Origin of the sequence: Cedecea sp. AS113, from assembly GCF_037152415.1 — a bacterium.
In the GTDB taxonomy this organism is placed as follows: domain Bacteria; phylum Pseudomonadota; class Gammaproteobacteria; order Enterobacterales; family Enterobacteriaceae; genus Cedecea.
The window spans coordinates 169,172-192,117 of record NZ_JBBCMI010000002.1; the positions used below are offsets into that span (position 1 = coordinate 169,172).

Sequence of the window (22,946 nt, forward strand, 5' to 3'; positions counted from 1 at the left end):
CGTGATGGAAAAAAATGCCCTCGTGATGAGGGCATTTTTGTTACTGCGTAGGCTGGGGCCGCTCTTCCAGCGCCACCGGCCAGCGGCGGAACACCAGAATGGACCAGACCAGCGCGATAAGCGCCGGAATCGCGCCGATAAAGCCGATATCTGACATGGAAATATGCAGGCTGACCTGGTTCCCCACCAGCGCGCCCGCGCCAATGCCGATATTAAAGATCCCGGAGAACAGCGACATCGCCACGTCGGTGGCATCCGGCGCCAGGGCCAGGACTTTAACCTGCATCCCCAGGGCCACGATCATAATTGAAATGCCCCAGAACAGGCTGAGCCCGGCAAGGGTGAGTTCGCTTTGCGCGGCGGGCAACAGAAGGACCAGACAAGCGGCCATCAGCGCAATCGCGCCGGACACCAGCCCCGAAGCGTATTTATTCCCCCATTTGCCAAACAGCACGCTGCCGATGATGCCCGCGCCGCCAAACAGCAGTAAAAGCAGGGTGGCGAAGTTAGCGCTAAGCCCGGCAATTTGCTGGACGAAAGGTTCGATATAGCTGTAGGCGGTGTAATGCGCGGTGACCACCACCGCGATTAAGGCATAGATATTGATCAGCGCCGGGCGGCGGAACAGTTTGGGCACGCTCGACAGCGAGCCAGAATGCTCGCTCGGCAGTTTGGGCAGCAGTTTCATCAGGCAAAACAGCGTGATGGTCGCCACGACGCCAATGACGAAGAAGGTGGTACGCCAGCCGAAATACTGCCCGACGATACGCCCGATCGGCAAGCCCAGCACCATTGCCAGCGCCGTGCCGGTGGCGAGCAGGCTTAACGCCTGCGCTTTTTTGCCCGCCGGAGCCATACGAATGGCCAGGGAAGCGGTAATCGACCAGAAAATGGCGTGGGCGAAAGCAATCCCAATGCGGCTGATGACCAGCACGGTAAAGTTCCAGGCGAGGAACGACAGCACGTGGCTGGCAATAAACAGCAGGAAAATGCTAATCAGCAGGCGGCGACGTTCAACCTGGCTGGTCATCAGCATAAAGGGCAGCGACATCAGGGCCACCACCCAGGCGTAGATAGTCAGCATGATCCCGACCTGCGCGGTTTCCATGCCAAAGCTTTGCGCAATGTCGGACAGCAGGCCGACGGGCACAAACTCGGTGGTGTTAAAAATAAAGGCGGCGACGGCGAGAGTGACGACCCGCAGCCACGCCGTTTTGCGTGAAACGGTAGCAATTGTCATAAGGGAATATGCAGGTAAATAAGGGGTAGGAATGGGGCGATCATAAAACCATCAGATCGACGACACAACCCATTTTGTGATTTATGTCTCATTTGGGGCTGGCGCCTGGGTACGGTAGAAAAAAAACAGCACAGTTCGGGCGAGTATGTCATGGTAGAGGTGAAGAAAATAACAATGAAAAGCAGGAGTAACGCCAATGCAAGCAATTGACTTTTATATGGTAGACGCCTTCGCAGACGCAACGTTTGGCGGCAACGCGGCGGCGGTTTGCCCGCTCAGCGAATGGCTGCCGGATGAAACGCTGCTGAAAATGTCGCAGCAGCATAATCAGTCGGAAACGGCTTTTTTTGTGACCACGGATGAGGGCTTTGAGCTGCGTTGGTTCACCACCCAGGGGGAGATCAACCTTTGCGGGCACGCTACGCTGGCGGCCTCCCACGTTATTTTCGAGCATCTGGATTACCCGGAGGCGACGATCCGTTTCAGCACGCGTTTTGTTGGCCCGCTGACCGTGACGCGTAGCGGTGAGTGGCTGACGCTGGATTTCCCGGCCTGGGAAACGCAGCCGATTGCGCCGCTGCCCGAGCTACTGGCCACGCTGGGTATTAGCGAGTGTAAAGAGATGCGCGTCGGGCGTGATTATATGGTGGTGCTGGAAAGTCAGGCGCAGGTTGAGGCGATTCAGCCCGATATCAGCGCCATGATCCCGCTGGAGAAAATGGTCTGTATTACCGCCGCAGGCGAAAGCGAGTATGACTTTGTCAGCCGCTTCTTTTGCCCGGGAGAATCGGTGCCGGAAGATCCCGTCACCGGCTCCGCTCACAGCATGCTGATCCCTTACTGGGCGGATAAGCTGAATAAAACCCATCTGCTGGCGCGGCAGGTCTCTTACCGCGGCGGGGATCTGCGCTGCCAGTACAAGGGCGACCGGGTGTTGATTGGCGGCAAGGCCGTGACCTATCTGGTGGGGAAAGTGCTGCTGCGTTAACTTGCCGGGCAAAATTCCCCGGAATTAATGAATGCAGTTCATAAAGGCTAGCACGTCGGAGGCGATTATTGATGAATCCGGCCGTGCTAGCCTTATTGCATTCCATTATTCAGGAGAAAAACATGCCTTCTTCCCAGGACGTTATTGTTGTTATCGGCAGCGGATCGATTGCTCAGGCGATTGCCCGCCGCGTCGGCACCGGCAAACATATTTTGCTGGCCGATATCACGCCGGAAAATAGCCAGACCGCGCAGCAAACATTGCAGCAGGCGGGTTTCCGGGTCAGCACCACCGTGGTTGATGTTCGCTCGCGGCAATCGATTCAAAATCTCGTGAGTCTGGCTTGTGGCCACGGAGAAGTGAAGGGCGTGATCCACACCGCCGGGCTTTCACCTTCCCAGGCTACCGCTCAGGATATTCTCCGGGTCGATCTTTACGGGACAGCAGTGGTGTTTGAGGCGTTTGGGAAGGTTATTGGCGCGGGAGGTTCCGGGGTGGTGATTGGCTCGCAGTCCAGCCACCGGCTGGATGTGGACGCGCTGACGCAGGCCGAGGCCGACGAGCTGGCAACGCTGCCGCCGGAACAGCTGCTGGAATTACCGCGAGTCAAAGCCATTGACGACAGCCTGTATGCCTACCAGGTGTCAAAACGGGGCAATGCGCTGCGGGTGATGGCCGAGGCGGTAAAATGGGGGCGGCGAGGCGCGAGAATCAACTGCATCAGTGCCGGGATCGTGTATACCCCATTGGCCTATGACGAGCTGAACAGTGTCGAACGCGGGGAGTTCTACCGAAACATGCTGGCGAAATCCCCGGCGGGAAGAGGCGGCACGCCGGACGAAATTGGCGCCCTGGCTGAGTTTCTCTTTGGCCCGAACGGCACCTATATCAGCGGGAGCGATATCCTGATCGACGGCGGGGTGACCGCCGCTTATAAGTATGGGGATCTCAAGGCTTAGTTAAGGCACCTGCGAAGGCAATTCCAGCAGCGAGATAAAAGCATCCAGCTGGCGGGTTTTGGCGTCTCTGCGCCACAGCAGCCAGGTATCAAGATAGCGCTTATCCTCCGGCAGCGGCCAGGTGCTCACCTGATGGCTGCCCGGCATACTCTCCAGCATACTCCGTGGCATCAGCGCCAGCCCCGCGCCGGCAATCACGCAGGCCAACATCCCGTGATAAGACTCCATTTCGTGGATCTTGCCCGGCATAGCCTGGCTGTCGTGAAACCAGCTCTCAAAGTGACGGCGATAGGAGCAGTTGGCCCGGAAAGCGTAAATACTCTCGCCGTTCACGTCGGCCCCACTGAGAATAGGGGCATGATCGGCGGGCGCGACGACGGTCATCTCTTCGCGATACACCGCCAGGCCCTCAAGGGACGGATGCAGCACCGGGCCGTCAACAAAGGCGGCGGCGAGGCGGCCTTCGAGCACGCCGTCAATCTGGTCGCCTGAAGGCCCGGTGGTGAGAGAAAGGTGGATTTTCGGGTAACGCTGGTTAAAGTTTGCCAGTACGCCAGGAATGCGCACCGCCGCCGTACTTTCTAACGAACCCAGCGCCAGCGGGCCCTGAGGTTCATCGCCGGACACCACCATGCGTGCTTCATCCACCAGCGCCAGAATGCGCTTGCTGTAGGCCAGGAAGCTGTGGCCGGACGGGGAGAGCTTCAGGCGCTGGTTCTCGCGAATAAACAGCGCCACGCCTAAATCGGCCTCGAGCTGCTTGATGCGGGTCGTGAGGTTCGACGGGACGCGGTGTACCTGCTGCGCGGCGGCGCTGATGCTGCCGGTTTCAGCGACGGCGTTAAACATTTCCAGCTGAGTGAGGTCCATGGCTTTCTCAAATCGTGAAGGGTTTGCTTAGTATTATTCATTTTTAAACTTTGTGCCTCAAGGCTAATGTTAACATCTCATTCACCTGTCGAGGCACCACCATGCAATCAGTAACCGGGCAAACCCACGCCATTTCACGCAATCCCGCTACCGGTGAGCGCATTGCGGTTTATCCTTTTGAGAACGCCGCCCGGATTGATGCCGCGCTGGCCCGTAACCAGCAGGCTTTTAACGCCTGGCGCGTTACCCCGCTTAACGAACGTGCGCAAAAGCTGCGTGATTTGGGCGCGGCGGTGCGTAAACACGGCGAAGCAATGGCACAAATGATTACCGCCGAGATGGGCAAGCCTATTTTGCAGGCGCGCGCTGAAGTGGCGAAGTCCGCTAACCTTTGCGACTGGTATGCCGAGCACGGCCCGGCCATGCTGGGGGCGGAAGCGACTCAGGTTGAACACAATAAGGCGGTGATTGAATACCGTCCGCTGGGGCCGATCCTGGCGGTAATGCCGTGGAACTTCCCGCTGTGGCAGGTGCTGCGTGGGGCGGTGCCGATTCTGCTGGCCGGTAACAGCTATATTCTGAAACATGCGCCAAACGTGATGGGCTGCGCAGAACTCATTCGCCAGATGTTTGTTGACGCGGGCTTTGTGCCTTCGCTGTTCGAACTGCTTAACGTGACGCCGGAAGGGGTCAGCCAGGCGATTAACGACCCGCGTGTGGCTGCCGTCACCGTGACCGGTAGCGGTAGAGCAGGTGCCGCGATTGGTGCCCAGGCAGGTGCCGCACTGAAAAAATGCGTGCTGGAGCTGGGCGGGTCCGATCCGTTTGTCGTGCTGAATGATGCCGATCTCGACGAAGCCGTGAAGGCCGCCGTGGCAGGGCGCTTCCAGAACACCGGGCAGGTTTGTGCCGCCGCGAAACGCTTTATCGTTGAAGAGGGAATTGCCGTTGCCTTTACCGACCGCTTTATTGCCGAGCTGAAAAACTATGAGGTTGGTACGCCGCAGGAAGAAGCTAATCGCATTGGGCCGATGGCACGCTACGATCTGCGTGATGAACTGCATGAGCAAGTGACAATGTCACTTAAGCAGGGCGCAAAACTGCTGATCGGCGGGGATAAACTGCCTGGCGAGGGCAACTACTATGCGCCGACCGTGCTCACTAATGTCACGCCAGAGATGACCGCGTTCCGCCAGGAGCTGTTTGGCCCGGTGGCCGCGATTACCGTCGCCCGCGACAGCGAACATGCCCTTGAGCTGGCAAACGACAGCGATTATGGCCTGTCCGCGACGGTTTATACCGCGAATGAACAGCTGGCGCTGGAGATGGCGGCACGCCTCGAATGCGGCGGGGTGTTTATCAACGGCTATAGCGCCAGCGATCCGCGCGTGGCGTTTGGCGGGGTGAAAAAGAGCGGGTTTGGCCGCGAGCTTTCCCATTTCGGGCTGCATGAGTTCTGTAATATTCAGACCGTGTGGAAAGACAGGCGCTAGCTTAGCCCGCCTGACGTCGGTTTGCCGGGGAGGAATAATGCTTGTTTTCTCCGGTAAGGGCAGACGTTATGCTGGTTTGTGCCCGCGCAATCAGTAAAAAGTAAGGCCGCCTTGAAGGTGGCCTTGTTTGTCATGAGAATGAAATAATTCTGTCATTTTCGCTCAGTACACTCGCGGCATCGTTGTGTTACTGAAGAAAATCATGAACATAAGTCAAATTTTTCGCCGTTTAAATCCCTTCTGGCTGCTTGCCCGTCGCCCTCGTGAGTTCGGGCTGCTGAGCGGGGTGGTTGGCGTTATCGCACTCTTTTCCGTGCTACAAATTCTCTCCACCGTGTCCCTGTCCAACATCCTGCACGAAACCCGCCAGAGCGTCCTCGAAAATAACCAGCTTCATCAGCAGCAGGTGGTCATGGAGAAGGCGAGAACCTCGCTGCTGATGACCAGTGACCTGCTGAACCGGGCGGGCGTTTACTTTATGCAGGACAAAGAGACCGGGTCGGTCGGCAGCTGGAACAGCCTGGTGGATGAGGCCGACGCCGCCCTGAAAGTTTCGCAGCAGAATTTTGCCGCCTGGCAGCAACTTCACCCGGCGGGCAGCGAGAGCCTGGCCAACAGCTATCAGCTGTTCTTCGGCGGATTGAAAGAACAGCTGGAAGGGATGCAAAAGAAGGCCTCCATCGATGCGTTCTTTGAAGTGCCGATTCAGGCTTTCCAGTCCGATTTCAACGAGCAGTACGCGCGCTATCAGACCGAAGGCGAGAAGCAAACAGCTGCGGCCAGCCACACATTGCTGGACAGCCTGAGTCAGGCGCAAACGCTGTTTATTATCGCGCTGGGTATATTACTGGTCGTGGCGATTGCCGTCTGGCTGGGCGTGGCTCGCTGGGTGATTCGCCCGCTGCGCAGCCTTATCGAACATTTACATATTCTGGCCGCCGGCGATCTGTCGCGGCTCCCCGCTGAGCGAAGACTGGTTAACCGCGAGGTGAAGCAACTGCACGGCAGCGTGCTGGAAATGCAGCAGGGCATTCAGCAACTGGTGCAAGAGGTGCGGGAATCCTCGGCCATTCTGTTAAGCAATATTGGCCAGCTTGCGGAAGGGAATAACGAGCTGTCTACCCACTCTTCACAGCAGGAGCAGGAGCTGGAGAAAGTCACGCTGCATATCACCGAGCTGGAATCCCGCGTACAGGAAAACAGCCAGTACGCTATTCAGGCGAACCAGCGCGCGGACGAAGCGCGTGAGATGGTGGCCGGTGGCGACCAGATGATGCACACGGTGAATACGTCAATGCAGGATATTGTGACCCGTTCCTCTGAGATGCGCGGCATTGTGGCGATGATTGATAACGTTGCTTTCCAGACCAATATCCTGGCGCTAAACGCCGCCATTGAGGCGGCTCATGCGGGCAACCAGGGGCGAGGTTTTGCGGTGGTGGCACGTGAAGTTGGCCTGCTGGCGAAACAGAGCAGTCAGTCGACCAGAAATATTCAGTCGTTGATCAATAACTCGCTGCAGGGTATTGAGCAAGGCAGCGAGGCCGTCTCAGAGCTGGAGGCGCAGTTGAAAAATGTGATTGCCCTGGTGACCCGCCTGAGCGGGCTGCTGAATGAAATTTCCAGCGCCTCCGTTGACCAGGGCGCCAGCGTGCATCACGTCACGGCGCGGATCACCACGCTTAATCAGGCGGTGAGTCAGACCGGGCTGCTGATTAAGGCCTCGGCTAATACCTCAAAACGTTTGCTGGATGAGTCCCAACGCCTTGAAAAAGCTGTCGCTCGCTTTCAAATGACCGCCTGAGTTCGTCTTATTATCGGCCCGTGGCTCTGGTATACTTTCGCCGCTTAACATATGCCTCAGGAGCGCACGGTGCCGGTTCAATTAAACAATCAGTTACTGGAAGAGATCCTCGACCAGGTTCGCCCTTTGCTGGGTCAAGGAAAGGTCGCGAATTATATTCCGGCGCTGGAAGAGGTTTCCGGCAATAAGCTCGGGATTGCTATTTGTACCGTGGACGGAGAGTTCTTCAGCGCCGGGGATGCGTCAGAGCGTTTTTCTATTCAGTCGATCTCTAAAGTGCTGAGCCTGACGCTGGCGATGGGTCGCTATGATGAAGCTGAAATCTGGCAGCGCGTAGGCAAAGAGCCGTCCGGCCAGCCGTTTAACTCTCTGTTACAGCTTGAGCTTGAGCAGGGCAAACCCCGCAATCCGTTTATTAATGCCGGTGCGCTGGTGGTATGTGACATGCTGCAAACCCGGCTCAGCGCGCCCAAACAGCGGATGCTGGAAGTCGTGCGGGCGCTCTCCGGTGCTGACGATTTAGTCTATAACACACGCGTCGCGCGGTCTGAATTTGAACATTCGGCACGCAATGCCGCGATTGCCTGGCTGATGAAGTCATTTGGTAATTTTGAGAATGATGTCATTACCGTGCTGCAAACCTATTTCCATTACTGTGCGCTGGAAATGAGTTGTCTGGAGTTAGCCAAAACGTTTTTATTTCTGGCCAATCAGGGGCGGGCTCTGCACATTGCTGAACCGGTGATCTCTGCTCAACACGCTCGGCAGATTAATGCGCTGATGATCACCAGCGGCATGTATGACGGCGCGGGGGAATTTGCCTATCGCGTGGGATTACCGGGGAAATCGGGCGTGGGTGGCGGGATTATCGCCAACGTACCGAATGAAATGTCTATTGCCGTGTGGTGCCCGGAGCTGGATGCTTCCGGTAACTCACTGGCCGGGACGGCCGCGCTGGAAATTCTCTCTCAGCGCATCGGGCGCTCTATTTTTTAACCGACGCAGTTATTGCAGTAATAATAATCCCGGTATGCGCAACCATAGCACGCCAACCAGGCTAACGGTGGCCAGCACGGCCAGCATTATGGCGGTAATGATGAGTCGTTCCGCCCAGGGTGTTTTACGCATTTCAGCTCCGGGAAATCCTACGTTTATGGACTATAAGGCAGCGACGTTAAACATCGGTTAAACCTGAGGCTGCTAATTATTCCCCGGCAATAAGTCTGAATTTTTAGCCACAAAGCCTGCCGTTGACAAAAGGCGGGGGAGAAGGTGGCAAAAATTTAACTTATGGCTAATAGTTCATGCGGAACGCTGGCGAGTTGAGTGAATTTTCTTCTTTCTCTCAATGCCCTGGATTGTTAGCGGGATAAACATGCTAAGCTAATGCTTATTTTCGCAATCACCTGATGGCGCTATTTATTTTCAGCGGTGATGAATAGATATGAACCAGGATAGCATGGTTAATCGACCTAAGTTTTCATTCTTTTCCCCCGATAAAATGCTGTTAAATGCGATCAGTGTTTTTGCGCTTACCACGCTATTTTACTTCTTTGGCGCTTCGCTTCGGCTGGTTAACGATCTTTCGCTATTCTGGCCGCTGAATGCGGTGCTGGCCGCCATCTTTGTGCGTAATCCGTGGCTGAACAAAGCCATTTATTATTTTATTTGCTATGCGGCAATGCTGGTTTATGACGCCTTTACCACCCAGTGGGGCTGGCAGTCGACGATCATCAACTTTTCAAATATGGTGTTTATTGTCACCGCCGCCCGTTTATTGCTGCGCTATTCGCGCAATATGGATGAGAGTAACTGGGCGCTAAATGCGTTTAATATTTTTAACTTTTCGCTGATTGCCGCCATATTATCTTCATTATTTGGCGCGGTAGGATCGCTGGGGATAAGCGGCGATTACCATGAAAAGTTTATGCCGCTCTATGCTGACTGGGTGAGTGAGCAGTTTTCAACCGGCGTGCTGATGCTGCCCTGTTTGCTGACCGCCAGCTGGCCTTCCTGGCGGAGACTGACCGGTATCGTGCCGTCAGACATGTATCCGTTTTTTTCCGTGGTGATTGCAGTCTGCACGGCGATGATTATCGGCGGGGCGGGCAGCCTGGCGTTTCCGCTCCCTGCGCTTATCTGGTGCGCCATTCGCTACCCCCTCCCGGTTACTGCGCTGCTGACGCTGATTACCGGCGGGGTGGAAATTGTGCTGGTGGCCCACGCGGCAATTAATCTCCATTCCGAACAGCCGTTGTTGCTGGTCGATCAGATGTTCTCGGCGCGCCTGGGCATTGCCACTATCGCGATTTGCCCCCTGATTGTTTCCATCAGCGTGGATGCCATTAATCAGCTGATTAAGCAGACTTCGCGGCGTGCGGACTATGATTACCTGACGGGCGTTTATTCCCGTTCCGGGCTGTTTGAAGCACTCAAGCGCAGCGGGCGGCATCAACCAATCCCGCAAGAGCCGCTGCTGTGCGTGATGCTGCTGGATATTGATTTTTTCAAACGAATCAATGACAGCTGGGGCCACGAATGCGGGGATACCGTGCTGGCCTCTTTCGCCAGCAGAGTGCTGGACACCGTAGGTGAGCGAGGAATGGTGGCGCGCATCGGCGGGGAAGAGTTTGTGGTGGTGTGCCGGGTTCGGGATAACCAGCAGGGTTTTGAGATTGCCGAGCAGATCCGCAAAACGATTGAAGTCAGTACTTTTCACTACGAAGAACAATCGCTGTTTATCACCGTCAGTATTGGCCTGGCTGAGGCGGCGCTGGGTAATAACACGCTGGAAGCAACCTTTAATCAGCTTATTCCCGAAGCGGATAAGTATTTGTATTTATCGAAGCGGCAGGGGCGCAATAAAACCAGCGCGAGTAACGTCCACGCTGAAGTGTTTCCGGCCTCGCACATGCGTGATTCTTAATAGCCATGTTCACTTCGGATCCTTTATTATCGCGTAGTATGCCCGTGCAGTTTGTCGTGGCTGGTTCGTTTGCCTGAGATAGTTATGCGTACACCCGATCCTCACAAAAATGCCAGAACTCACGGCTCTCGCTTCGTTAATCGCATGTATATCATGCGTATGCTGGGGACGTTTCTGTGCTTCTTGCCCCTCTTTTCGGTGCTGACTGAGCAGCAGTCCTCTGTGCCAGTTATGGCGCTGTTGGTCGTTAACGCTTTTGTCTGGCCGCACGTGGCGCTGTTAAAAGCGCGCTTTTCTGCTTCTCCCGTCAAGAGTGAAAAACAAAACCTGGTGATCGACGCGGCAGCCGGGGGATTCTGGATTGCGATGATATCGCTCAGCGCGCTGCCGTCTGTAGTGATTGTCACCATTCTGGTTTCCGACCGGCTGGCCGCCGGGGGAAAACCGCTGATGAAGCGGGCGATGCTGGCAATCTTGCTTGCGTTTGGGCTGACCTGGATAAGCCACGGGATGCCGTTTAGTCCGGCGGTTTCTGCCCGGACAATGTACGCCACGCTGCCGCTGATTGCCGTTTACACTATCGCGCTCAGTATGCTGACGGCTTCGATAGCGCTGCAGCTGCGGGAAAAGAGCCGCGAGCTGGAAAACATTGCCATGATGGATCCCCTGCTGGGGATTGCCAATCGCCGCCTGCTGGAACGAAAAATCAGTAATGAGCTGGCGCGGTTGCGCATTGCCTGCGGCAGTTCGGCGCTGATGTTTATCGACATAGACAATTTCAAAGAAGTGAATGACCGTTTCGGGCATAAAGTGGGGGACGCCATTCTGATGGCGGTGTCCGACGTGCTGCGGATTGTCGCTCGCTCCAGCGACACGCCGGCGCGCCTTGGCGGGGACGAGTTTGTGGTCCTGATGCCGAATACCTCCCTGGAGGAAGCCGAAGGTATTGCCCAGCGGATCCTGCTGGAATCCATTAATGTTCGAGTCCTGCCTGAAAAAAATGCGTTCTGCACCCTGAGTATCGGGATTGCCTGTGCGACAAAACAGATGCCGGATGCCGCCGAATGGTTAAAAGCGGCAGATGATGCACTCTACAACGCTAAACGTGCGGGGAAAAACCGCATTTACGCCGCCTGAGTAATGATCATCTAAACTGTAAGCAGACCCTATGATGAGTCTGCACCGGAGGATGAGATGCTCGATACCACCCTGACTGACGAGCTGACGGGCCTGCTGAACCGTCAAGGCCTTATGTTTTTGGGGCAATACGCCACGGGGAGCGCTAACCGCCGGGCTGAGCCGCTTTCTCTGGTATTTATCCACCTTGACGGGATGGCGCAGATTAACGACAGTTTGGGCCATGAGCAGGGCGATCGTGCGCTGGTCGCTTTCTCAGAACTTATGCGTGCTTCTTTCCGTGAAACGGATCTGATCGCCAGGCCGGGCGGCGATGAGTTTGTTCTGCTTTTTAACGGGACGAATGAAGAAGGGGCATTTATCGCCATGCAGCACCTGCAGGGCAAAGTGACCGATTTTAATCAGCGAGCAGATAATCGCTGGATGCTCTTCTTTCGCTGGGGAAGCGCGGAGTACGACCCCCGGCGACATCTCAGCCTTGAGGATGTGATAGCTGAAGCCAGCCAGGCTGGGGCAGCGGCCAGGATAAAATTATGAAAAGCTACAGACGATCGGTGCAATCATAATTCCTTATGGTGGAAGGGAATTAACACCCTGAGTGGATATCTCTCCTGATGCGCTTTTATTGGCTGCAGCAAGGGGGAGATTCTATTCTGGAACGAAAACCGCATCCCCCCAAACCGCCCATCCATATCTTTTCTGAATAGTGGGTTCCTGAGTTACCGGGTAAGCTGGACTATTCTTATGTCCGGTAATATTCCGACATAACTCTTAACCACTATTCAGGAGTCGCTGTGCCCGAGTATCGTATTCGTTCCCTGAAGGCCTGTGAATTTGCTGCCGCAACCGCATCATTAACGGATGTACTGATTGATTGTGTGGCTGGTGGGGCTTCGGTCAGCTTTTTACATCCTTTGGCGCCGGAAAAGGCCGCGGCATTTTGGGGGGAGGTTGGCCAGAGCGTGGCGCGGGGAGAACGCACGCTGATTGTGGCGGAAGATGGGCAGGGGCGCATTGTGGGCACCGTGCAGCTGATCACCAGCCAGCCGGAAAATCAGCCGCATCGGGCCGATGTGGCCAAACTTCTGGTTCATCGCGTGGCGCGGCGGAAAGGCATTGCCCAGCGCCTGATGGCTTATCTGGAAGCCGTTGCCACCATGCAGGGAAAATCAGTGCTGGTACTGGACACCGCCACCGGCAGCGATGCGGAGATATTCTACCAGGGCATGGGCTGGCAGCGCGTGGGGGATCTCCCGCATTATGCGTTAATGCCGGACGGCAGCCCGTGCTCCACGACGTTTTACTACCGTAATTTATGAGGCAATAGGTGACAATGTCACTTATTCGATGCGTTTATGCTGACTCAGCCGTGATATAGTGCCTGCAATATGGCAGTTGCAGGCATTCAGTATGGAAAACGCAGCCCTCTGGTTCCGGCAGTTTGGCGAACCTGAACAGGTCTTAACCCTCGAACAAACGCCGCTGGCGCCGTTTATCTCCGGCACGCTCCGGGTGCGCATGCACTATGCGCCGGTTAATCCCTCAGATCTTATTCCCGTTACCGGGGCTTATCGCCACCGGGTATTTCCGCCGCGTATTGCCGGGTACGAAGGCGTCGGTATTGTTGCGCAGGCTGATTCTCCGGAGTGGATTGGCAGGCGTGTGCTGCCTCTGCGCGGGGAAGGCACCTGGCAGCGATGGGTTGACTGCCCGATTCAGTGGGCCGTGCCCGTGCCGGACAGCGTGCCGGATGAGCTTGCGGCGCGCGGGTATATCAATCCTCTGGCGGCCTGGTTAATGCTGAAAAAGTGGCCCGTGACGGGAAAAAATGTGCTGGTCACGGCGGCAGGGTCAACGTGTGCTGGTTTACTGGCGCAGTGGGCCAAAAGGCAGGGTGCAACGGAAGTCTATGGTGTTTACCGCTCGGCACAGCGTCTTCCGGCGTTGCTTGAATCCGGCATTATCCCGCTGAGCGGGGATGACGAGCATCGCATTGCCGAAGCTGCTGGCAAAGTTGACGTTGTGTTTGACGCCGTGGGCGGTGAGTTAGCCACATTGATGCTCGATCACCTTAATCAGAATGCCGAGTTGGTTTCTTACGGTTTACTGAGCGGGAAGGCGTTCTCTCCGCGCGGGAAGAACATTACCGCGCAGCGATTTCATCTGCGCGATACGCTGGCGGTCACGCCGGTTGCAGAATGGCAGGGCTGGTTTATCTCACTCTGGGAACTGTTGCTACAAACGCAGCAGCCCGATGCGGCGGTGTATGCGCTGGAGGAGTGGCGGCAGGCGCTGGCGCTGTTCCGTGAACCTGGCCGCCAGCGCAAACCGCTGCTGAAGCTATAAGCGTTATTTATCGCCGAGGATGGTATTCAGCGTTTCGGCATCCGGCATGCCCTGATGCTGCTGCAGGCGGCCTTCGGCATTCAGGTAGTATATTGAGGGCGTGGCATTGCCGCCGAGATCGTCCATCAGCGTCAGGTTATCTTTTAGGGCTTCCCCGATAACCGGATCTATTTTCTCCGGTTTTTGCAGCGCCAGTTTACCTTTGCTGTTCTCATAGTCGGCGAGCGTTTTGGCCGGATCTTTCGACATCAGAATTGCCGCCGCTTTTTGACCGCTGTCCGGGCGCAGCATCCCGACGAGCAGCACGCGGAGCTGAACTTTACCCGACTTTATCCAGGGCTGAGCCTGCTCCCAGAACTGGGTGCAGTACGGGCAGTACGGATCGGCAAATACGTAGACAATACGCGGGGCTTTTTCACTCCCGGCGGCGATCCAGCGGTGTTTCTCCAGGTTTTGCCACATGGCTTTGGCCATTGGCGCATAAACAAATTTCTCCACTTCCGCGTCGCTCAGGTTTTTCCCTTCGGCATCGACCATGTTGCCCATAATGGCGTGCTGTTTATCCGGCGTCAGGTATACGATTGTGCCTTGCCCCTGATACTGCATCGCGTACCCCTGCAGGTCGCCCGGTGCTTTAAATTCCCCTTTCAGTTCGAAGCCTTGTTTTTCCAGGGCGGCTATTGGCGCTGGCAGTTCAGCGCCAGCGGCAAAGGCCGAAGCGTTAAAAAGCAGGGCCAGCGAAACGGACAGGGCAGATATTTTTTTCATCGAGCGGTCCTTAATTAAATGCTATTTTCTTCAAAGGGTAACATTCCTTTTTGCGTTAAGTCATCAGACTCATTTTCCTTTACGTAACGGAGCATTTCGGAGGTCAGAGAATGACGGTCAGACGAGCCACGCTTAATGAAGCTCAGGCGCTGTGGACAATAAGAAACGAGGCCATTCGCTTTGGCTGTCGGGAAACTTATCCAGAAGATGTGCTGGCCGCATGGACGCCAGATGAGATGCCCGAGGGTTACCGAAATGAAATCGTGAATAATCCTTTTTTTGTGGCGGATAATGAAAACGGCGAGCCGGTAGCCACGGGATTTTTGGATCTGAAAAACGGCTCGGTTGAAGCCATTTTTACCCTACCGGCATGGACTGGCCGCGGGCTGGCCAAACAGATTCTTCAGGCCATCAAGCAAGAAGCCAGATCGAGGGGAATGAGCCGACTGACGCTTTCTTCCACGCCCAACTCCCGCGACTTTTACCTGACGCAGGGATTTCGCGTGGTGAAAGAGGGGCTTTATCCTATGTCGCGCAGCGGCACACTGCTGCGCTGCTACGAGATGGTTTGCGAGCTGGATCCTGACATGTGAAAGGTGCCTGAATGAACGATCGCATCGATTACCAGATTGAAAAGTACAGTTTCACCGAAACAGAAGCGTCGCCGCGCCTCAGCCGCCAGTGGGAGGAAGTCCAGGAGGAGTTCCAGAGAGAGCCTCAGGATGCGGAGCAGCGCCTGCGCCTGGCGTTGCTGAACGTGGACTACGTGACCAGCTTCGAACTGCCTTTTCGGCTGCTGCTTCTGCGGGCGCCGCAGCTGATCGATAAACTGCGGGCTGAGCTGCAGCTTAACCAGAAGAGCGTGACGATCAATGACAATAAGCGCGGGGAAGTCTACAGCATCAAAGACGATCTCAGCGCCGTGCCGGATGCCTTCCGCTATCGTTTTTCGAATCGCATACGTAGAATCGAACCAGGCGGTACGCCCGCGACGGGCTATCAGCAGATCGCGCTGCAGGTCAGAAACCCGAGAGAGCGGCTGAAAATCGCCCTGGAAGGCGGGCTTCAGGTCAACGCCCTCGATGGTTTGTTTTGGTTTGGGCTGCAGCGCATTGCCGCCGATATCTCAGTGCTGAGGCAGTCCGGGATGCCGATTATCACGACAGAACGCACGGTCTTCGACAGCCTGACGGGAACAACCCGCCCAATTCCTGCCTACAGTTTGTCGCCTGAGATCGCACGGTGAGGAAAATGATGGCAAAGGAATACCTTTAAGGTTGAGCGAACATCAGAACAGGAAAAAATGATGAACATCAGCCATATGCGTATTGCCCGTCCGGTGAGCAGTCTTGAAAGAAGCCGGGAGCTGTACTGCGAGGGACTTGGTCTTCAGCAAATAGCGCAATTTAGCGATCACGACGGTTTCAGCGGCGTGATGCTGGGAGGTCCGTCGCTGGGCTGGCATCTGGAATTTACGGTCTGCCAGCATCATCTCATTACCCCACGACCTACCGAAGATGACTTACTGGTGCTTTATGTGCCCGATCGTGTCGAATGGGAGGCCTTCTGCGCCAGAATGGTCGCAGCCGGTTTTACCCGGCTGGATGCATTCAACCCTTATTGGGACGTGAAGGGGGCTACTTTTATCGATCCCGATGGTTATCGGGTGGTTTTGCAGAAGAGCGACTGGTCACTTTAGTCAGCGGTATCAACGCCTCAGGCCTTTGGCGTACTCGACAAGCTGATCGACAACGATATTCCAGCCGATGAAGAAACCCATTTCCTCATGTGCCTGTCGGGCTTCTGGTGTACGGTGGCGGGCGATAGCCGTGTAGCGCGTTTTGTCGTTGTCCGCATCTTCCAGAAGCAGAATCGCCGTCATGAACGGATTTTCAGCAGGCTTCCAGTCTTCGCCGTAGGCATCGGTAAACACCAGCTTTTTACCGTCCACAATATCCAGCCAGACACCGTTATTACGCATTTCATTCCCGTCGACGTTAAACACCGTATTGAAACGTCCGCCAACCCGAAGATCTATGTCACAGGCCGTTACGCTATGAGGCCGGGGCACAAAGAACTGCCTGATATGCTGCGGCTGGATCCAGCACTCCCAGACAAGCTGCCTGGGAACGTCAATAATGCGCTCTAGTTTTAAATCGGTTTCAGCATCCAGATTCATAGTATTTCCTCGGCGAGTGGGTACCCGTATAGCCTGGCTGAGGATCCTTTCTACGGCTAACTATTTTGCTGTTGTAGCTGCCGGGTACGCAGGCCGCTTAAGCCTACAGCCAGCAATGTCGTTCCGGCGGCCAGCCAAAGATTGAGGGTAATGGCCTGCGACTCAAACGTGGCGGCATTTCCGTAAATCGCCAGCACAATACCGACGATGGCCGCCCCGAGACACTGGCCGAAAGTTCGCATAATGGCCAGTATGCCTGAGGCGTAGCCGCTATTTTCTCGTGAGGCGTTAGCCATCATTTCCCGGTTGTTGGGGCTCTGGAAAATACCGAAGCCAATGCCGCATACCAGGCTCCGTAAACCGATGTCCCATGCCTGAGCGTGGGCGGGCAACAGGGCTAAAAGTATCAGGCCAGCCGCAAACACGCCTAAACCTGTGGTGGCGATAAGCGCCGGCGAATATTTGTCGGCCAGTCGTCCGGCCCGGGGGGCTGCGAGCATTATTCCCACAGGCCAGGGCGTAAAGAGCAGGGCCGATGCAAAGGCGCTGTAGCCATAAACGTTCTGGAATAAAAACGGCAGGGCGACAAATGTGATCCCTTGCCCGATAAACGAAATCAGAGACGTCAGGGCCGCCAGCGAAAATCGCGCGGAGGCGAACAGCGTCAGCGGCAGCAGGGGCTGAGCGGCGCGGCGTTCTCGCCAGATAAATGCCGCGCCCGCCAACAATGCCGTCAGGCTATAAGCCATCGCCTGGGCAATCCCTCCGCTTTTAGTAAAGCTGTCGGCGGCCACGATCAGCGCGCCCAGCAGCAGAGCAGACAGAAACGCACCGGCGTAGTCAAAGGGCTTGGGATGGGTGGCCTTTTCCCCCGGCAGGACGCGGAGGCTGAGCCAAAGCGCCACAATGCCTAACGGTAAATTAACCGCAAAAAGCCATTCCCAGCCTAAGGTCGAAAGAAGCGTTCCCCCAAGGAGCGGCGCTATGGCCGTACTGGTAGCGATTAAGAAGGCGTTCAGACCGAGGATCCTGCCCAGCAGGCGGGTGGGGAAAACCGAACGCAGGATTGCCGGGGAAATGCTCAGTACCGCCGCGCCGCCGATGCCCTGCAATATCCGCATCAAAACCAACATCTCGAGCGAGGTGGAAAGCGCACAGCCCGCGGATGCCAGCGTAAACAGGCTCAGCCCAAAGACGAAAATTTGCCTGAATCCCCGCCGGGTCGCCAGCGCGGCAAAAATCGCCAGCGTCATGGCGGCGGCCAACAGATAGCCATTGGCGACCCAAACCGCGTCGCTGGCGGAAACGTCGAGCGCGCGGGCGATATTTGGCAGCGCGATGTTCACCATTGAGCCATCGAACACCGCCATTGTGACCGTCGTCATCACGGCAAACATCGCCATCATACGCGGGCGGCCCGGCAGGCCCTCATCTCCTGGTTGGTTTGAAAATAACTCCATCGTTGTTCCTTCCCGCTGCGCGGTCATCAGTCTCAGGTTGTCAGTGCTGCAAATATAGTGATACTTAAAGAGAGGTGGAAGACGCACCATATGCAGATAATAGTTGCACCAGACGCCATATCTCTTTACAGGATGCCTGAATGAATGACCCCGATCTGAATTTGCTGCTGGCGCTGGATACGTTTCTGGCGGAAGGCAGCGTGGCCGGCGCCGCGCGACGCCTCGGACTCAGCGCGTCGGCGATGAGCCGCACGCTGAGCCGCCTGCGGGCTGCAACCGGCGATCCGCTATTGGTCAGAGCGGGCAGAAATATGGTGCTGACGCCCTATGCCGAAGCGATTCGCGAGCGGGCGAGAAACGCGGCGCTGGAGGCTCGGGCTTTGCTGAGCCCGTCCACGGCAGAGCTAACGCTTTCAACCCTGGAATGTACGTTTATCCTCCGGGCCAACGATGGTTTTATCGAAGCCTTTGCGCCTGCGCTTATCACTGCAGCGGCGGCTGTAGCGCCTCGGGTGCAGCTGTGCTTCACCTCCAAACCTGAAAAAGGTCCCCGGCATCTGCGTGAGGGCCTGGTCGATCTCGAAATCGGCGTCGTGGGCGAAATGGGGCCAGAGATACGGCTCCAGGCGCTATTCCGCGATCGGTTTGTTGGCGTGGTGCGCGCCGGTCATCCTCTGGCCGCTCTGCCTGAGGTTACCGTCGAGCAGTATCTTTCGTACGGGCACGTGGTGGCCTCCCGGCGTCTCCGTTCAACCCGCGGGCCTGTAGACGATGCCCTCGATGAAAGAGGGCTGACGCGCAAAATTGCCGCCATAGTGCCGTCATTTCCTGCGTCGCTAAAGGTCGCGCAGGCGTCCGATCTTATTGCGCTGGTGCCAGCTTCTTTCCTGCTGAATCAGCCGGTTTTGGCGGTCGAGGGAGAGAACGCGAGGCTGGCAATGTTTGAGCTGCCGGTGAAGACGAGAGCCATTACTGTGTCCCAAATGTGGCACCCGCGTTCAGAGGCAGACCTCGCGCACCGCTGGCTGCGGCAGCTGGTACTAAACATCTGCCGACAAAGGGCAGGCGATCTGTCTTCATAGGGGGAACGCCGCGTTTGTCTGCGACATTATTCTCATTAGCGAACGCTGGCGCAGGGTGAGGCTGGCGTTTATGATAAGGGCCACTCTGGCACCGTCCGGCATCAACACAGAAACGCATGGCTGCGGCACCGTCTGCGCGATGGGCTCGTTTCTTAAATATAAGGATGATTATGCCTTCAGCAGTTGGATTCGGCCGCATTGCAGCGGCGTTACCAGTCAAAAATATGCCTGCCGCACTGGCGTTTTACGTGGGCGTTTTAGGCTTCACGAAGCGTTTCGAGAACGGCGAACCCGTTGGGTTTGTTATCCTCCAGCAGGGGGCAAGTGAGCTGCATCTGACGCTCCAGCCTCAGCATAAGGCCGCACATTTTCCGGTGGCCCATCTTCTGGTTGATGACATCGGGGCGCTGTTTGCTCTCTGTCAGCAGGCAGGCGCCAGGATCGTGAAGGGGCTTCAGGATAAAGAGTACGGCCTGCGGACGTTTGTGTTTGCCGACCCGGACGGGAACCGGATAGACGTCGGGCAGAGAGTCGATAAGCCAGGTCCGGGGGAATAGCCTGAATCAGTCATAAAAAAAGCCGCTGCGGGAGACCGTCAGCGGCTTTTTTATGGGAGCGGATCTGCATCCCGGACACGACTTGATGAATGAAATCCTACCATTCATTAACGATCATCACCGTATCTGCTGAAAGTTTTACTTTAGTTACTTTAGGTGGCATCGGATTAGGAAGTATAGTCATTCTCACGTCGAAATTTCCGCTGACGGACGCCAGAGACATTTTGAAGGGAGTGAAAAGGCACAGCGCCAGGAGAAGTTGTTTCATATTAATACAATTTGTTTGCTTTTAATTAAAATCAATGGATTGGTAAAAATTATATCATATATGATGTCGTCGAGGGAACGCCTGCCGCTTTATTAACACTTAAAGCGTGTTTCAGACTGAAAAGTTAAAATTCTATAAATACGATAATTCAATGATATTTAAGGCAAGAGGTGGTTTATATGAGGTTTACGTCGCTACTCGCCAGGCTGTGTCTGGCTTCCTCCCTGATCTGGTCTGGCACTCTGTGGGCCGCCACCGAGCAGGCAATGGACGCGAATTTAGATAAGTTATTCAGCTCGCATGAAAACTATCATGCGTTTTTTGATAATTTTAAAACGCAGATTGCCGCGCAGAATAAAGCGGAAGTGGCAAAGCTAATTTCCTATCCGATAAAGATCGCGCTGGCAGGTAAAAAAGTGCAGATCAAAACGCCGCAGCAGTTCATTAAAAACTATGACGCCATTTTTACGCCGGATCTGGTAGCGGTGGTTAACGCGCAGAAATATCAGGATCTTTTTGCGAATTATCAGGGGCTGGCGATCGGCAAAGGGCAGATTTGGTTCTCCGGTATTTGCCAGGATAATCAATGTAAGAAATCAACCGTGCTGGTTATTGGCATCAATAAATAGCGTGGGGCTGGCCGTCATTCACGGCCAGCTTATCAGACATCACAAGGCAGCCAGATAACGCCGGTAGTTATCCTCTATCGCTTTTAGCAACTCGCTATCTTCGCTCTGGTGGAGGAGCGCCGAGCGCTCAGTACCCAGATCAACGCTTTCACACTGCGGGTAATACGCGGCCCGCAGCGACGGTTTGATGGCGTTAAAATAAGCCGTCGTGGGCACCTCAAAGGCGGCGGCAATATGCAAGGCCGACGAATCACAGGTATAGACTTTACTGGCGTGACGAATAATGGCGATGTAGTCAGACGTTGTCCGGGAATGAGAAGAAAGATCGATGCACTGCGGGTGATCTATTTTTCCAAAGCCTGCCACGGGCAGACCGTGCTGCCGATAGATATGCTCGACTAAATCAACCAGCACGGCAGCCGGGATATCGCGAAGCGGCGTGCTGGCGCGGTGATTGAACAGGACGTAACGACCTTGCAGGGGGGACGTTTGCTCTGGCATTCCGTCGCGTAGCCAGCGGTTAGCTTTTATCTCTTCGGGTACAGTCTCAGGGGCAATCCCCAGGTGGCGTAAGAAGAAATCGTGCATTTCCTGAGTGGCGAAATCCTCCCGGAAAAGCTGGTTCCCCGCGTCAATCAGCGCATCATATCCCTCCAGTGAAGCCAGTTCCTGAGGCATGAAATGCAGCTCATCGATCACGTTCCCCGCAAGCCGATAAATCTCTTCCACATAAGACTGGCAGGTGTGAGGACGCAGCACCGTCAGATGAAGTTTGGGATTTATGGCTTTAATAGCGTGCAGCGCCGCAATCCCGATCAGCGAATCGCCGAGCGTGACGCCCATGCCGTTGATAATACAGAGCCGCTGGATCTGGCTATAGTCGAGAGAAAAGGGACGTAAAGCATAGTTAAAAATGCCGGGCTGGCGTAAAGCCTGAAGATGAAGACTGCGCCTCAGCTCAAAAGGCAAAGACTCAAGATCGTAAGAGGCGACTAGCGTTTTATCATCCTAGAGCAAACTTCCGACAAAAGTTTGAAGCGAAGGGTTCATGGGGTTCCTGGGATCTGGCCAGTACGGCGTAAAATATCCCTCTCACCTTAATGAGATTCAACCTGCTGTCAATTTCCTGCCATCGTTTTTTGCAGCAAACCACCGGCATATAAAGCGAATTACCAGGGAATCAGTCCCATTTCATGTAATGCACCCAGAATCAGCGCGATAGACATGCAGGCATCGAAGGGATTAGGCATCGTGTTTCACCTTTACACAGAGCGTCACTGGTTAAATTATAGCCTGTTTTGTGTGCTATTCACGAGATGACAGCCAGTCCCAGGTATTAACTCAGCAACCCGGCGCCCACGTTGACGGAAAGTCCCAGAATCGCCAGGTTGAAGATAAACGAGATAACTGACTGCAGCAGGGTTATTTTACGCATGTCGGTTGTGCCGGTTGCCACATCAGCTGTTTGTGCGGCCACGGCGATGGTGAAAGAGTAATAAAGGAAATCCCAGTAATCCGGATCTTTCGGTTTATCAGGAAAGATCATCGGGGTTATCTCTTTGCTGCGATGCAAATAATGTTGATGGGCATAGTGCATCGCGAAAACGCTGGGCAGCAACGTCCAGGAGACGACCAGCGTCATTGCCGTCAGTAAAATATGCAGCACAAGCGGGGTTCCGGACAAAGAACGCAGCGACGGAAGTTCGCTCATAATCGCCACGAGGCTGGCCATGCAGGCAAAGATAAGCAGGCTTAACACAAGCGCGGCGCTTTGATCCTGTACCCTGGCTATTCTCGGGATGTCGCAGACTTCCGTTCGCAGCATGCGAAACCAGATAAAAATCAGGTAAAGCCAGGCCAAAACATTCCAGCCGATCAACAGCCGCTGCAGCGTGCCAAGCTGAGCGGGAAGGGCGAAATAACAAGCGACGCCGGCAGCCACTGAAATCAATAACCGAAGGCGGGCGAACAGGTGAGTCCTTAACGAAAAGCTCATGGGATGATTTATTCGATGAGAATTAGATAAGTTAACTGTAGACGAGGCTAAAGCCATGATGGTCTGAAAGGGCTGATAAGTAGCGATTTCTTGACCATCCATTTGCATTACCTGCGTGAATTCAGACGCACTGGGATGCTGTCAAAAAAGGAATACGGCTTAGACAATCTTCACTTCGCCAACTGAAAAGATGTTGGGCGGTATCCTTTCCCTCCAGAGGATACCCTTATCCCTCACTGAAAAC

At 55.3% G+C, this 22,946-nt stretch carries 24 protein-coding genes; 16 read left to right on the forward strand and 8 right to left on the reverse strand.

Translation table 11 applies throughout. The features are described from left to right. Positions 1-40: 40 nt before the first annotated feature. A complete protein-coding gene (locus WFN87_RS02955; RefSeq protein WP_336981099.1) occupies positions 41-1,240 on the reverse strand; it encodes a sugar transporter in 1,200 nt (399 codons plus the stop codon). Positions 1,241-1,436: 196 nt separating this feature from the next. Here WFN87_RS02955 and WFN87_RS02960 point away from each other — a divergent pair, with 196 nt between their 5' ends. Beyond that, on the forward strand, positions 1,437-2,228 hold the full coding sequence (locus WFN87_RS02960; protein WP_166992585.1) for a PhzF family phenazine biosynthesis isomerase: 792 nt from the start codon (positions 1,437-1,439) through the stop codon (positions 2,226-2,228). 122 nt (positions 2,229-2,350) lie between these two features. Next, on the forward strand, positions 2,351-3,187 hold the full coding sequence (locus tag WFN87_RS02965; protein ID WP_336981101.1) for an SDR family oxidoreductase: 837 nt from the start codon (positions 2,351-2,353) through the stop codon (positions 3,185-3,187). Here the strand turns inward: WFN87_RS02965 and ptrR are convergent, their stop codons facing one another. Continuing rightward, positions 3,188-4,057 (reverse strand): putrescine utilization regulator PtrR, encoded by an 870-nt coding sequence (gene ptrR / locus WFN87_RS02970; protein ID WP_008459022.1) that lies wholly within the window; start codon positions 4,055-4,057, stop codon positions 3,188-3,190. 101 nt (positions 4,058-4,158) lie between these two features. Here ptrR and WFN87_RS02975 point away from each other — a divergent pair, with 101 nt between their 5' ends. The 3 genes from WFN87_RS02975 (at position 4,159) to glsB (ending at position 8,350) form a co-directional block, all read left to right on the forward strand. Next, the gene (locus WFN87_RS02975; RefSeq protein ID WP_336981103.1) at positions 4,159-5,550 is read left to right on the forward strand and encodes an aldehyde dehydrogenase family protein; all 1,392 of its coding nucleotides are present in this window, start codon (positions 4,159-4,161) and stop codon (positions 5,548-5,550) included. A 202-nt stretch (positions 5,551-5,752) separates the two neighbouring features. Beyond that, positions 5,753-7,354, forward strand: a complete 1,602-nt coding sequence (locus WFN87_RS02980) for a methyl-accepting chemotaxis protein (RefSeq protein ID WP_336981105.1) — start codon at positions 5,753-5,755, stop codon at positions 7,352-7,354. A 51-nt stretch (positions 7,355-7,405) separates the two neighbouring features. Beyond that, positions 7,406-8,350, forward strand: a complete 945-nt coding sequence (gene glsB / locus WFN87_RS02985; protein WP_034809294.1) for a glutaminase B — start codon at positions 7,406-7,408, stop codon at positions 8,348-8,350. A gap of 9 nt (positions 8,351-8,359) precedes the next feature. Here the strand turns inward: glsB and WFN87_RS02990 are convergent, their stop codons facing one another. Then, positions 8,360-8,482: a hypothetical protein gene (locus WFN87_RS02990; protein WP_254902675.1), complete on the reverse strand. Its 123-nt coding sequence runs from the start codon at positions 8,480-8,482 to the stop codon at positions 8,360-8,362. Between the two features lie 316 nt (positions 8,483-8,798). Here WFN87_RS02990 and WFN87_RS02995 point away from each other — a divergent pair, with 316 nt between their 5' ends. The 5 genes from WFN87_RS02995 (at position 8,799) to WFN87_RS03015 (ending at position 13,763) form a co-directional block, all read left to right on the forward strand. Next, a complete protein-coding gene (locus tag WFN87_RS02995; protein WP_442892744.1) occupies positions 8,799-10,280 on the forward strand; it encodes a diguanylate cyclase in 1,482 nt (493 codons plus the stop codon). An 84-nt stretch (positions 10,281-10,364) separates the two neighbouring features. Next, on the forward strand, positions 10,365-11,417 hold the full coding sequence (locus tag WFN87_RS03000; protein WP_336981109.1) for a diguanylate cyclase: 1,053 nt from the start codon (positions 10,365-10,367) through the stop codon (positions 11,415-11,417). A 57-nt stretch (positions 11,418-11,474) separates the two neighbouring features. Continuing rightward, on the forward strand, positions 11,475-11,954 hold the full coding sequence (locus WFN87_RS03005) for a GGDEF domain-containing protein (protein ID WP_336981111.1): 480 nt from the start codon (positions 11,475-11,477) through the stop codon (positions 11,952-11,954). 257 nt (positions 11,955-12,211) lie between these two features. Further along, positions 12,212-12,736 (forward strand): GNAT family N-acetyltransferase, encoded by a 525-nt coding sequence (locus WFN87_RS03010; protein ID WP_336981113.1) that lies wholly within the window; start codon positions 12,212-12,214, stop codon positions 12,734-12,736. 91 nt (positions 12,737-12,827) lie between these two features. Then, positions 12,828-13,763 (forward strand): zinc-dependent alcohol dehydrogenase family protein, encoded by a 936-nt coding sequence (locus tag WFN87_RS03015; protein ID WP_336981115.1) that lies wholly within the window; start codon positions 12,828-12,830, stop codon positions 13,761-13,763. 3 nt (positions 13,764-13,766) lie between these two features. Here the strand turns inward: WFN87_RS03015 and dsbG are convergent, their stop codons facing one another. Next, positions 13,767-14,513 (reverse strand): thiol:disulfide interchange protein DsbG, encoded by a 747-nt coding sequence (dsbG, locus tag WFN87_RS03020; protein ID WP_442892748.1) that lies wholly within the window; start codon positions 14,511-14,513, stop codon positions 13,767-13,769. A 128-nt stretch (positions 14,514-14,641) separates the two neighbouring features. Here dsbG and WFN87_RS03025 point away from each other — a divergent pair, with 128 nt between their 5' ends. Genes WFN87_RS03025 through WFN87_RS03035 form a run of 3 tightly spaced genes read left to right on the forward strand, consistent with a single transcriptional unit; the run spans position 14,642 to position 16,230 of the window. After that, the gene (locus WFN87_RS03025; protein ID WP_336981119.1) at positions 14,642-15,124 is read left to right on the forward strand and encodes a GNAT family N-acetyltransferase; all 483 of its coding nucleotides are present in this window, start codon (positions 14,642-14,644) and stop codon (positions 15,122-15,124) included. A gap of 11 nt (positions 15,125-15,135) precedes the next feature. After that, positions 15,136-15,777 carry a hypothetical protein gene (locus tag WFN87_RS03030; RefSeq protein WP_008458999.1) on the forward strand — a complete coding sequence of 214 codons (642 nt, stop codon included), beginning with the start codon at positions 15,136-15,138 and terminating at the stop codon, positions 15,775-15,777. Between the two features lie 60 nt (positions 15,778-15,837). Continuing rightward, positions 15,838-16,230, forward strand: a complete 393-nt coding sequence (locus tag WFN87_RS03035) for a VOC family protein (protein ID WP_336981378.1) — start codon at positions 15,838-15,840, stop codon at positions 16,228-16,230. A 9-nt stretch (positions 16,231-16,239) separates the two neighbouring features. On the opposite strand, the gene WFN87_RS03040 is transcribed toward WFN87_RS03035, so the two are convergent. Next, positions 16,240-16,710, reverse strand: coding sequence for an SRPBCC family protein (locus WFN87_RS03040; protein ID WP_336981121.1), 471 nt, complete (start codon positions 16,708-16,710; stop codon positions 16,240-16,242). A 56-nt stretch (positions 16,711-16,766) separates the two neighbouring features. After that, complete coding sequence (locus WFN87_RS03045; protein WP_336981123.1) at positions 16,767-18,170, reverse strand: DHA2 family efflux MFS transporter permease subunit; 1,404 nt, start codon at positions 18,168-18,170, stop codon at positions 16,767-16,769. A 140-nt stretch (positions 18,171-18,310) separates the two neighbouring features. Between WFN87_RS03045 and WFN87_RS03050 the strand changes: the two genes are divergently transcribed. From WFN87_RS03050 to WFN87_RS03060, 3 genes are all read left to right on the forward strand, one after another. Next, a complete protein-coding gene (locus WFN87_RS03050; protein WP_336707078.1) occupies positions 18,311-19,252 on the forward strand; it encodes a LysR family transcriptional regulator in 942 nt (313 codons plus the stop codon). Between the two features lie 170 nt (positions 19,253-19,422). Further along, a complete protein-coding gene (locus WFN87_RS03055; RefSeq protein ID WP_336981126.1) occupies positions 19,423-19,809 on the forward strand; it encodes a VOC family protein in 387 nt (128 codons plus the stop codon). A gap of 447 nt (positions 19,810-20,256) precedes the next feature. Beyond that, entirely contained in the window at positions 20,257-20,706 is a 450-nt protein-coding gene (locus WFN87_RS03060; protein WP_166873950.1) for a hypothetical protein, read from the forward strand. 39 nt (positions 20,707-20,745) lie between these two features. Here the strand turns inward: WFN87_RS03060 and WFN87_RS03065 are convergent, their stop codons facing one another. Next, positions 20,746-21,675 carry a glycosyltransferase family 9 protein gene (locus WFN87_RS03065; RefSeq protein ID WP_336981128.1) on the reverse strand — a complete coding sequence of 310 codons (930 nt, stop codon included), beginning with the start codon at positions 21,673-21,675 and terminating at the stop codon, positions 20,746-20,748. A gap of 367 nt (positions 21,676-22,042) precedes the next feature. Further along, the gene (locus tag WFN87_RS03070) at positions 22,043-22,702 is read right to left on the reverse strand and encodes a DUF1345 domain-containing protein (RefSeq protein WP_336981130.1); all 660 of its coding nucleotides are present in this window, start codon (positions 22,700-22,702) and stop codon (positions 22,043-22,045) included. Between the last annotated feature and the right edge of the window lie 244 nt (positions 22,703-22,946).

Bases quoted from the DNA above. Each gene is read 5' to 3' on its own strand.
- WFN87_RS02975 (WP_336981103.1), top strand. From the start codon at position 4,159: ATGCAATCAGTAACCGGGCAAACCCACGCCATTTCACGCAATCCCGCT.
- WFN87_RS03055 (WP_336981126.1), top strand. From the start codon at position 19,423: ATGCCTTCAGCAGTTGGATTCGGCCGCATTGCAGCGGCGTTACCAGTC.
- WFN87_RS03005 (WP_336981111.1), top strand. From the start codon at position 11,475: ATGCTCGATACCACCCTGACTGACGAGCTGACGGGCCTGCTGAACCGT.
- WFN87_RS02995 (WP_442892744.1), top strand. From the start codon at position 8,799: ATGAACCAGGATAGCATGGTTAATCGACCTAAGTTTTCATTCTTTTCC.
- glsB (WP_034809294.1), top strand. From the start codon at position 7,406: ATGCCTCAGGAGCGCACGGTGCCGGTTCAATTAAACAATCAGTTACTG.
- WFN87_RS03030 (WP_008458999.1), top strand. From the start codon at position 15,136: ATGAACGATCGCATCGATTACCAGATTGAAAAGTACAGTTTCACCGAA.
- WFN87_RS03025 (WP_336981119.1), top strand. From the start codon at position 14,642: ATGACGGTCAGACGAGCCACGCTTAATGAAGCTCAGGCGCTGTGGACA.
- WFN87_RS02955 (WP_336981099.1), bottom strand. From the start codon at position 1,240: ATGACAATTGCTACCGTTTCACGCAAAACGGCGTGGCTGCGGGTCGTC.
- ptrR (WP_008459022.1), bottom strand. From the start codon at position 4,057: ATGGACCTCACTCAGCTGGAAATGTTTAACGCCGTCGCTGAAACCGGC.
- WFN87_RS02960 (WP_166992585.1), top strand. From the start codon at position 1,437: ATGCAAGCAATTGACTTTTATATGGTAGACGCCTTCGCAGACGCAACG.
- WFN87_RS03040 (WP_336981121.1), bottom strand. From the start codon at position 16,710: ATGAATCTGGATGCTGAAACCGATTTAAAACTAGAGCGCATTATTGAC.
- WFN87_RS03015 (WP_336981115.1), top strand. From the start codon at position 12,828: ATGGAAAACGCAGCCCTCTGGTTCCGGCAGTTTGGCGAACCTGAACAG.
- WFN87_RS03035 (WP_336981378.1), top strand. From the start codon at position 15,838: ATGAACATCAGCCATATGCGTATTGCCCGTCCGGTGAGCAGTCTTGAA.
- WFN87_RS03045 (WP_336981123.1), bottom strand. From the start codon at position 18,170: ATGGAGTTATTTTCAAACCAACCAGGAGATGAGGGCCTGCCGGGCCGC.
- WFN87_RS02980 (WP_336981105.1), top strand. From the start codon at position 5,753: ATGAACATAAGTCAAATTTTTCGCCGTTTAAATCCCTTCTGGCTGCTT.
- WFN87_RS03070 (WP_336981130.1), bottom strand. From the start codon at position 22,702: ATGAGCTTTTCGTTAAGGACTCACCTGTTCGCCCGCCTTCGGTTATTG.
- WFN87_RS03000 (WP_336981109.1), top strand. From the start codon at position 10,365: ATGCGTACACCCGATCCTCACAAAAATGCCAGAACTCACGGCTCTCGC.
- WFN87_RS02990 (WP_254902675.1), bottom strand. From the start codon at position 8,482: ATGCGTAAAACACCCTGGGCGGAACGACTCATCATTACCGCCATAATG.
- WFN87_RS02965 (WP_336981101.1), top strand. From the start codon at position 2,351: ATGCCTTCTTCCCAGGACGTTATTGTTGTTATCGGCAGCGGATCGATT.
- WFN87_RS03060 (WP_166873950.1), top strand. From the start codon at position 20,257: ATGAGGTTTACGTCGCTACTCGCCAGGCTGTGTCTGGCTTCCTCCCTG.
- WFN87_RS03050 (WP_336707078.1), top strand. From the start codon at position 18,311: ATGAATGACCCCGATCTGAATTTGCTGCTGGCGCTGGATACGTTTCTG.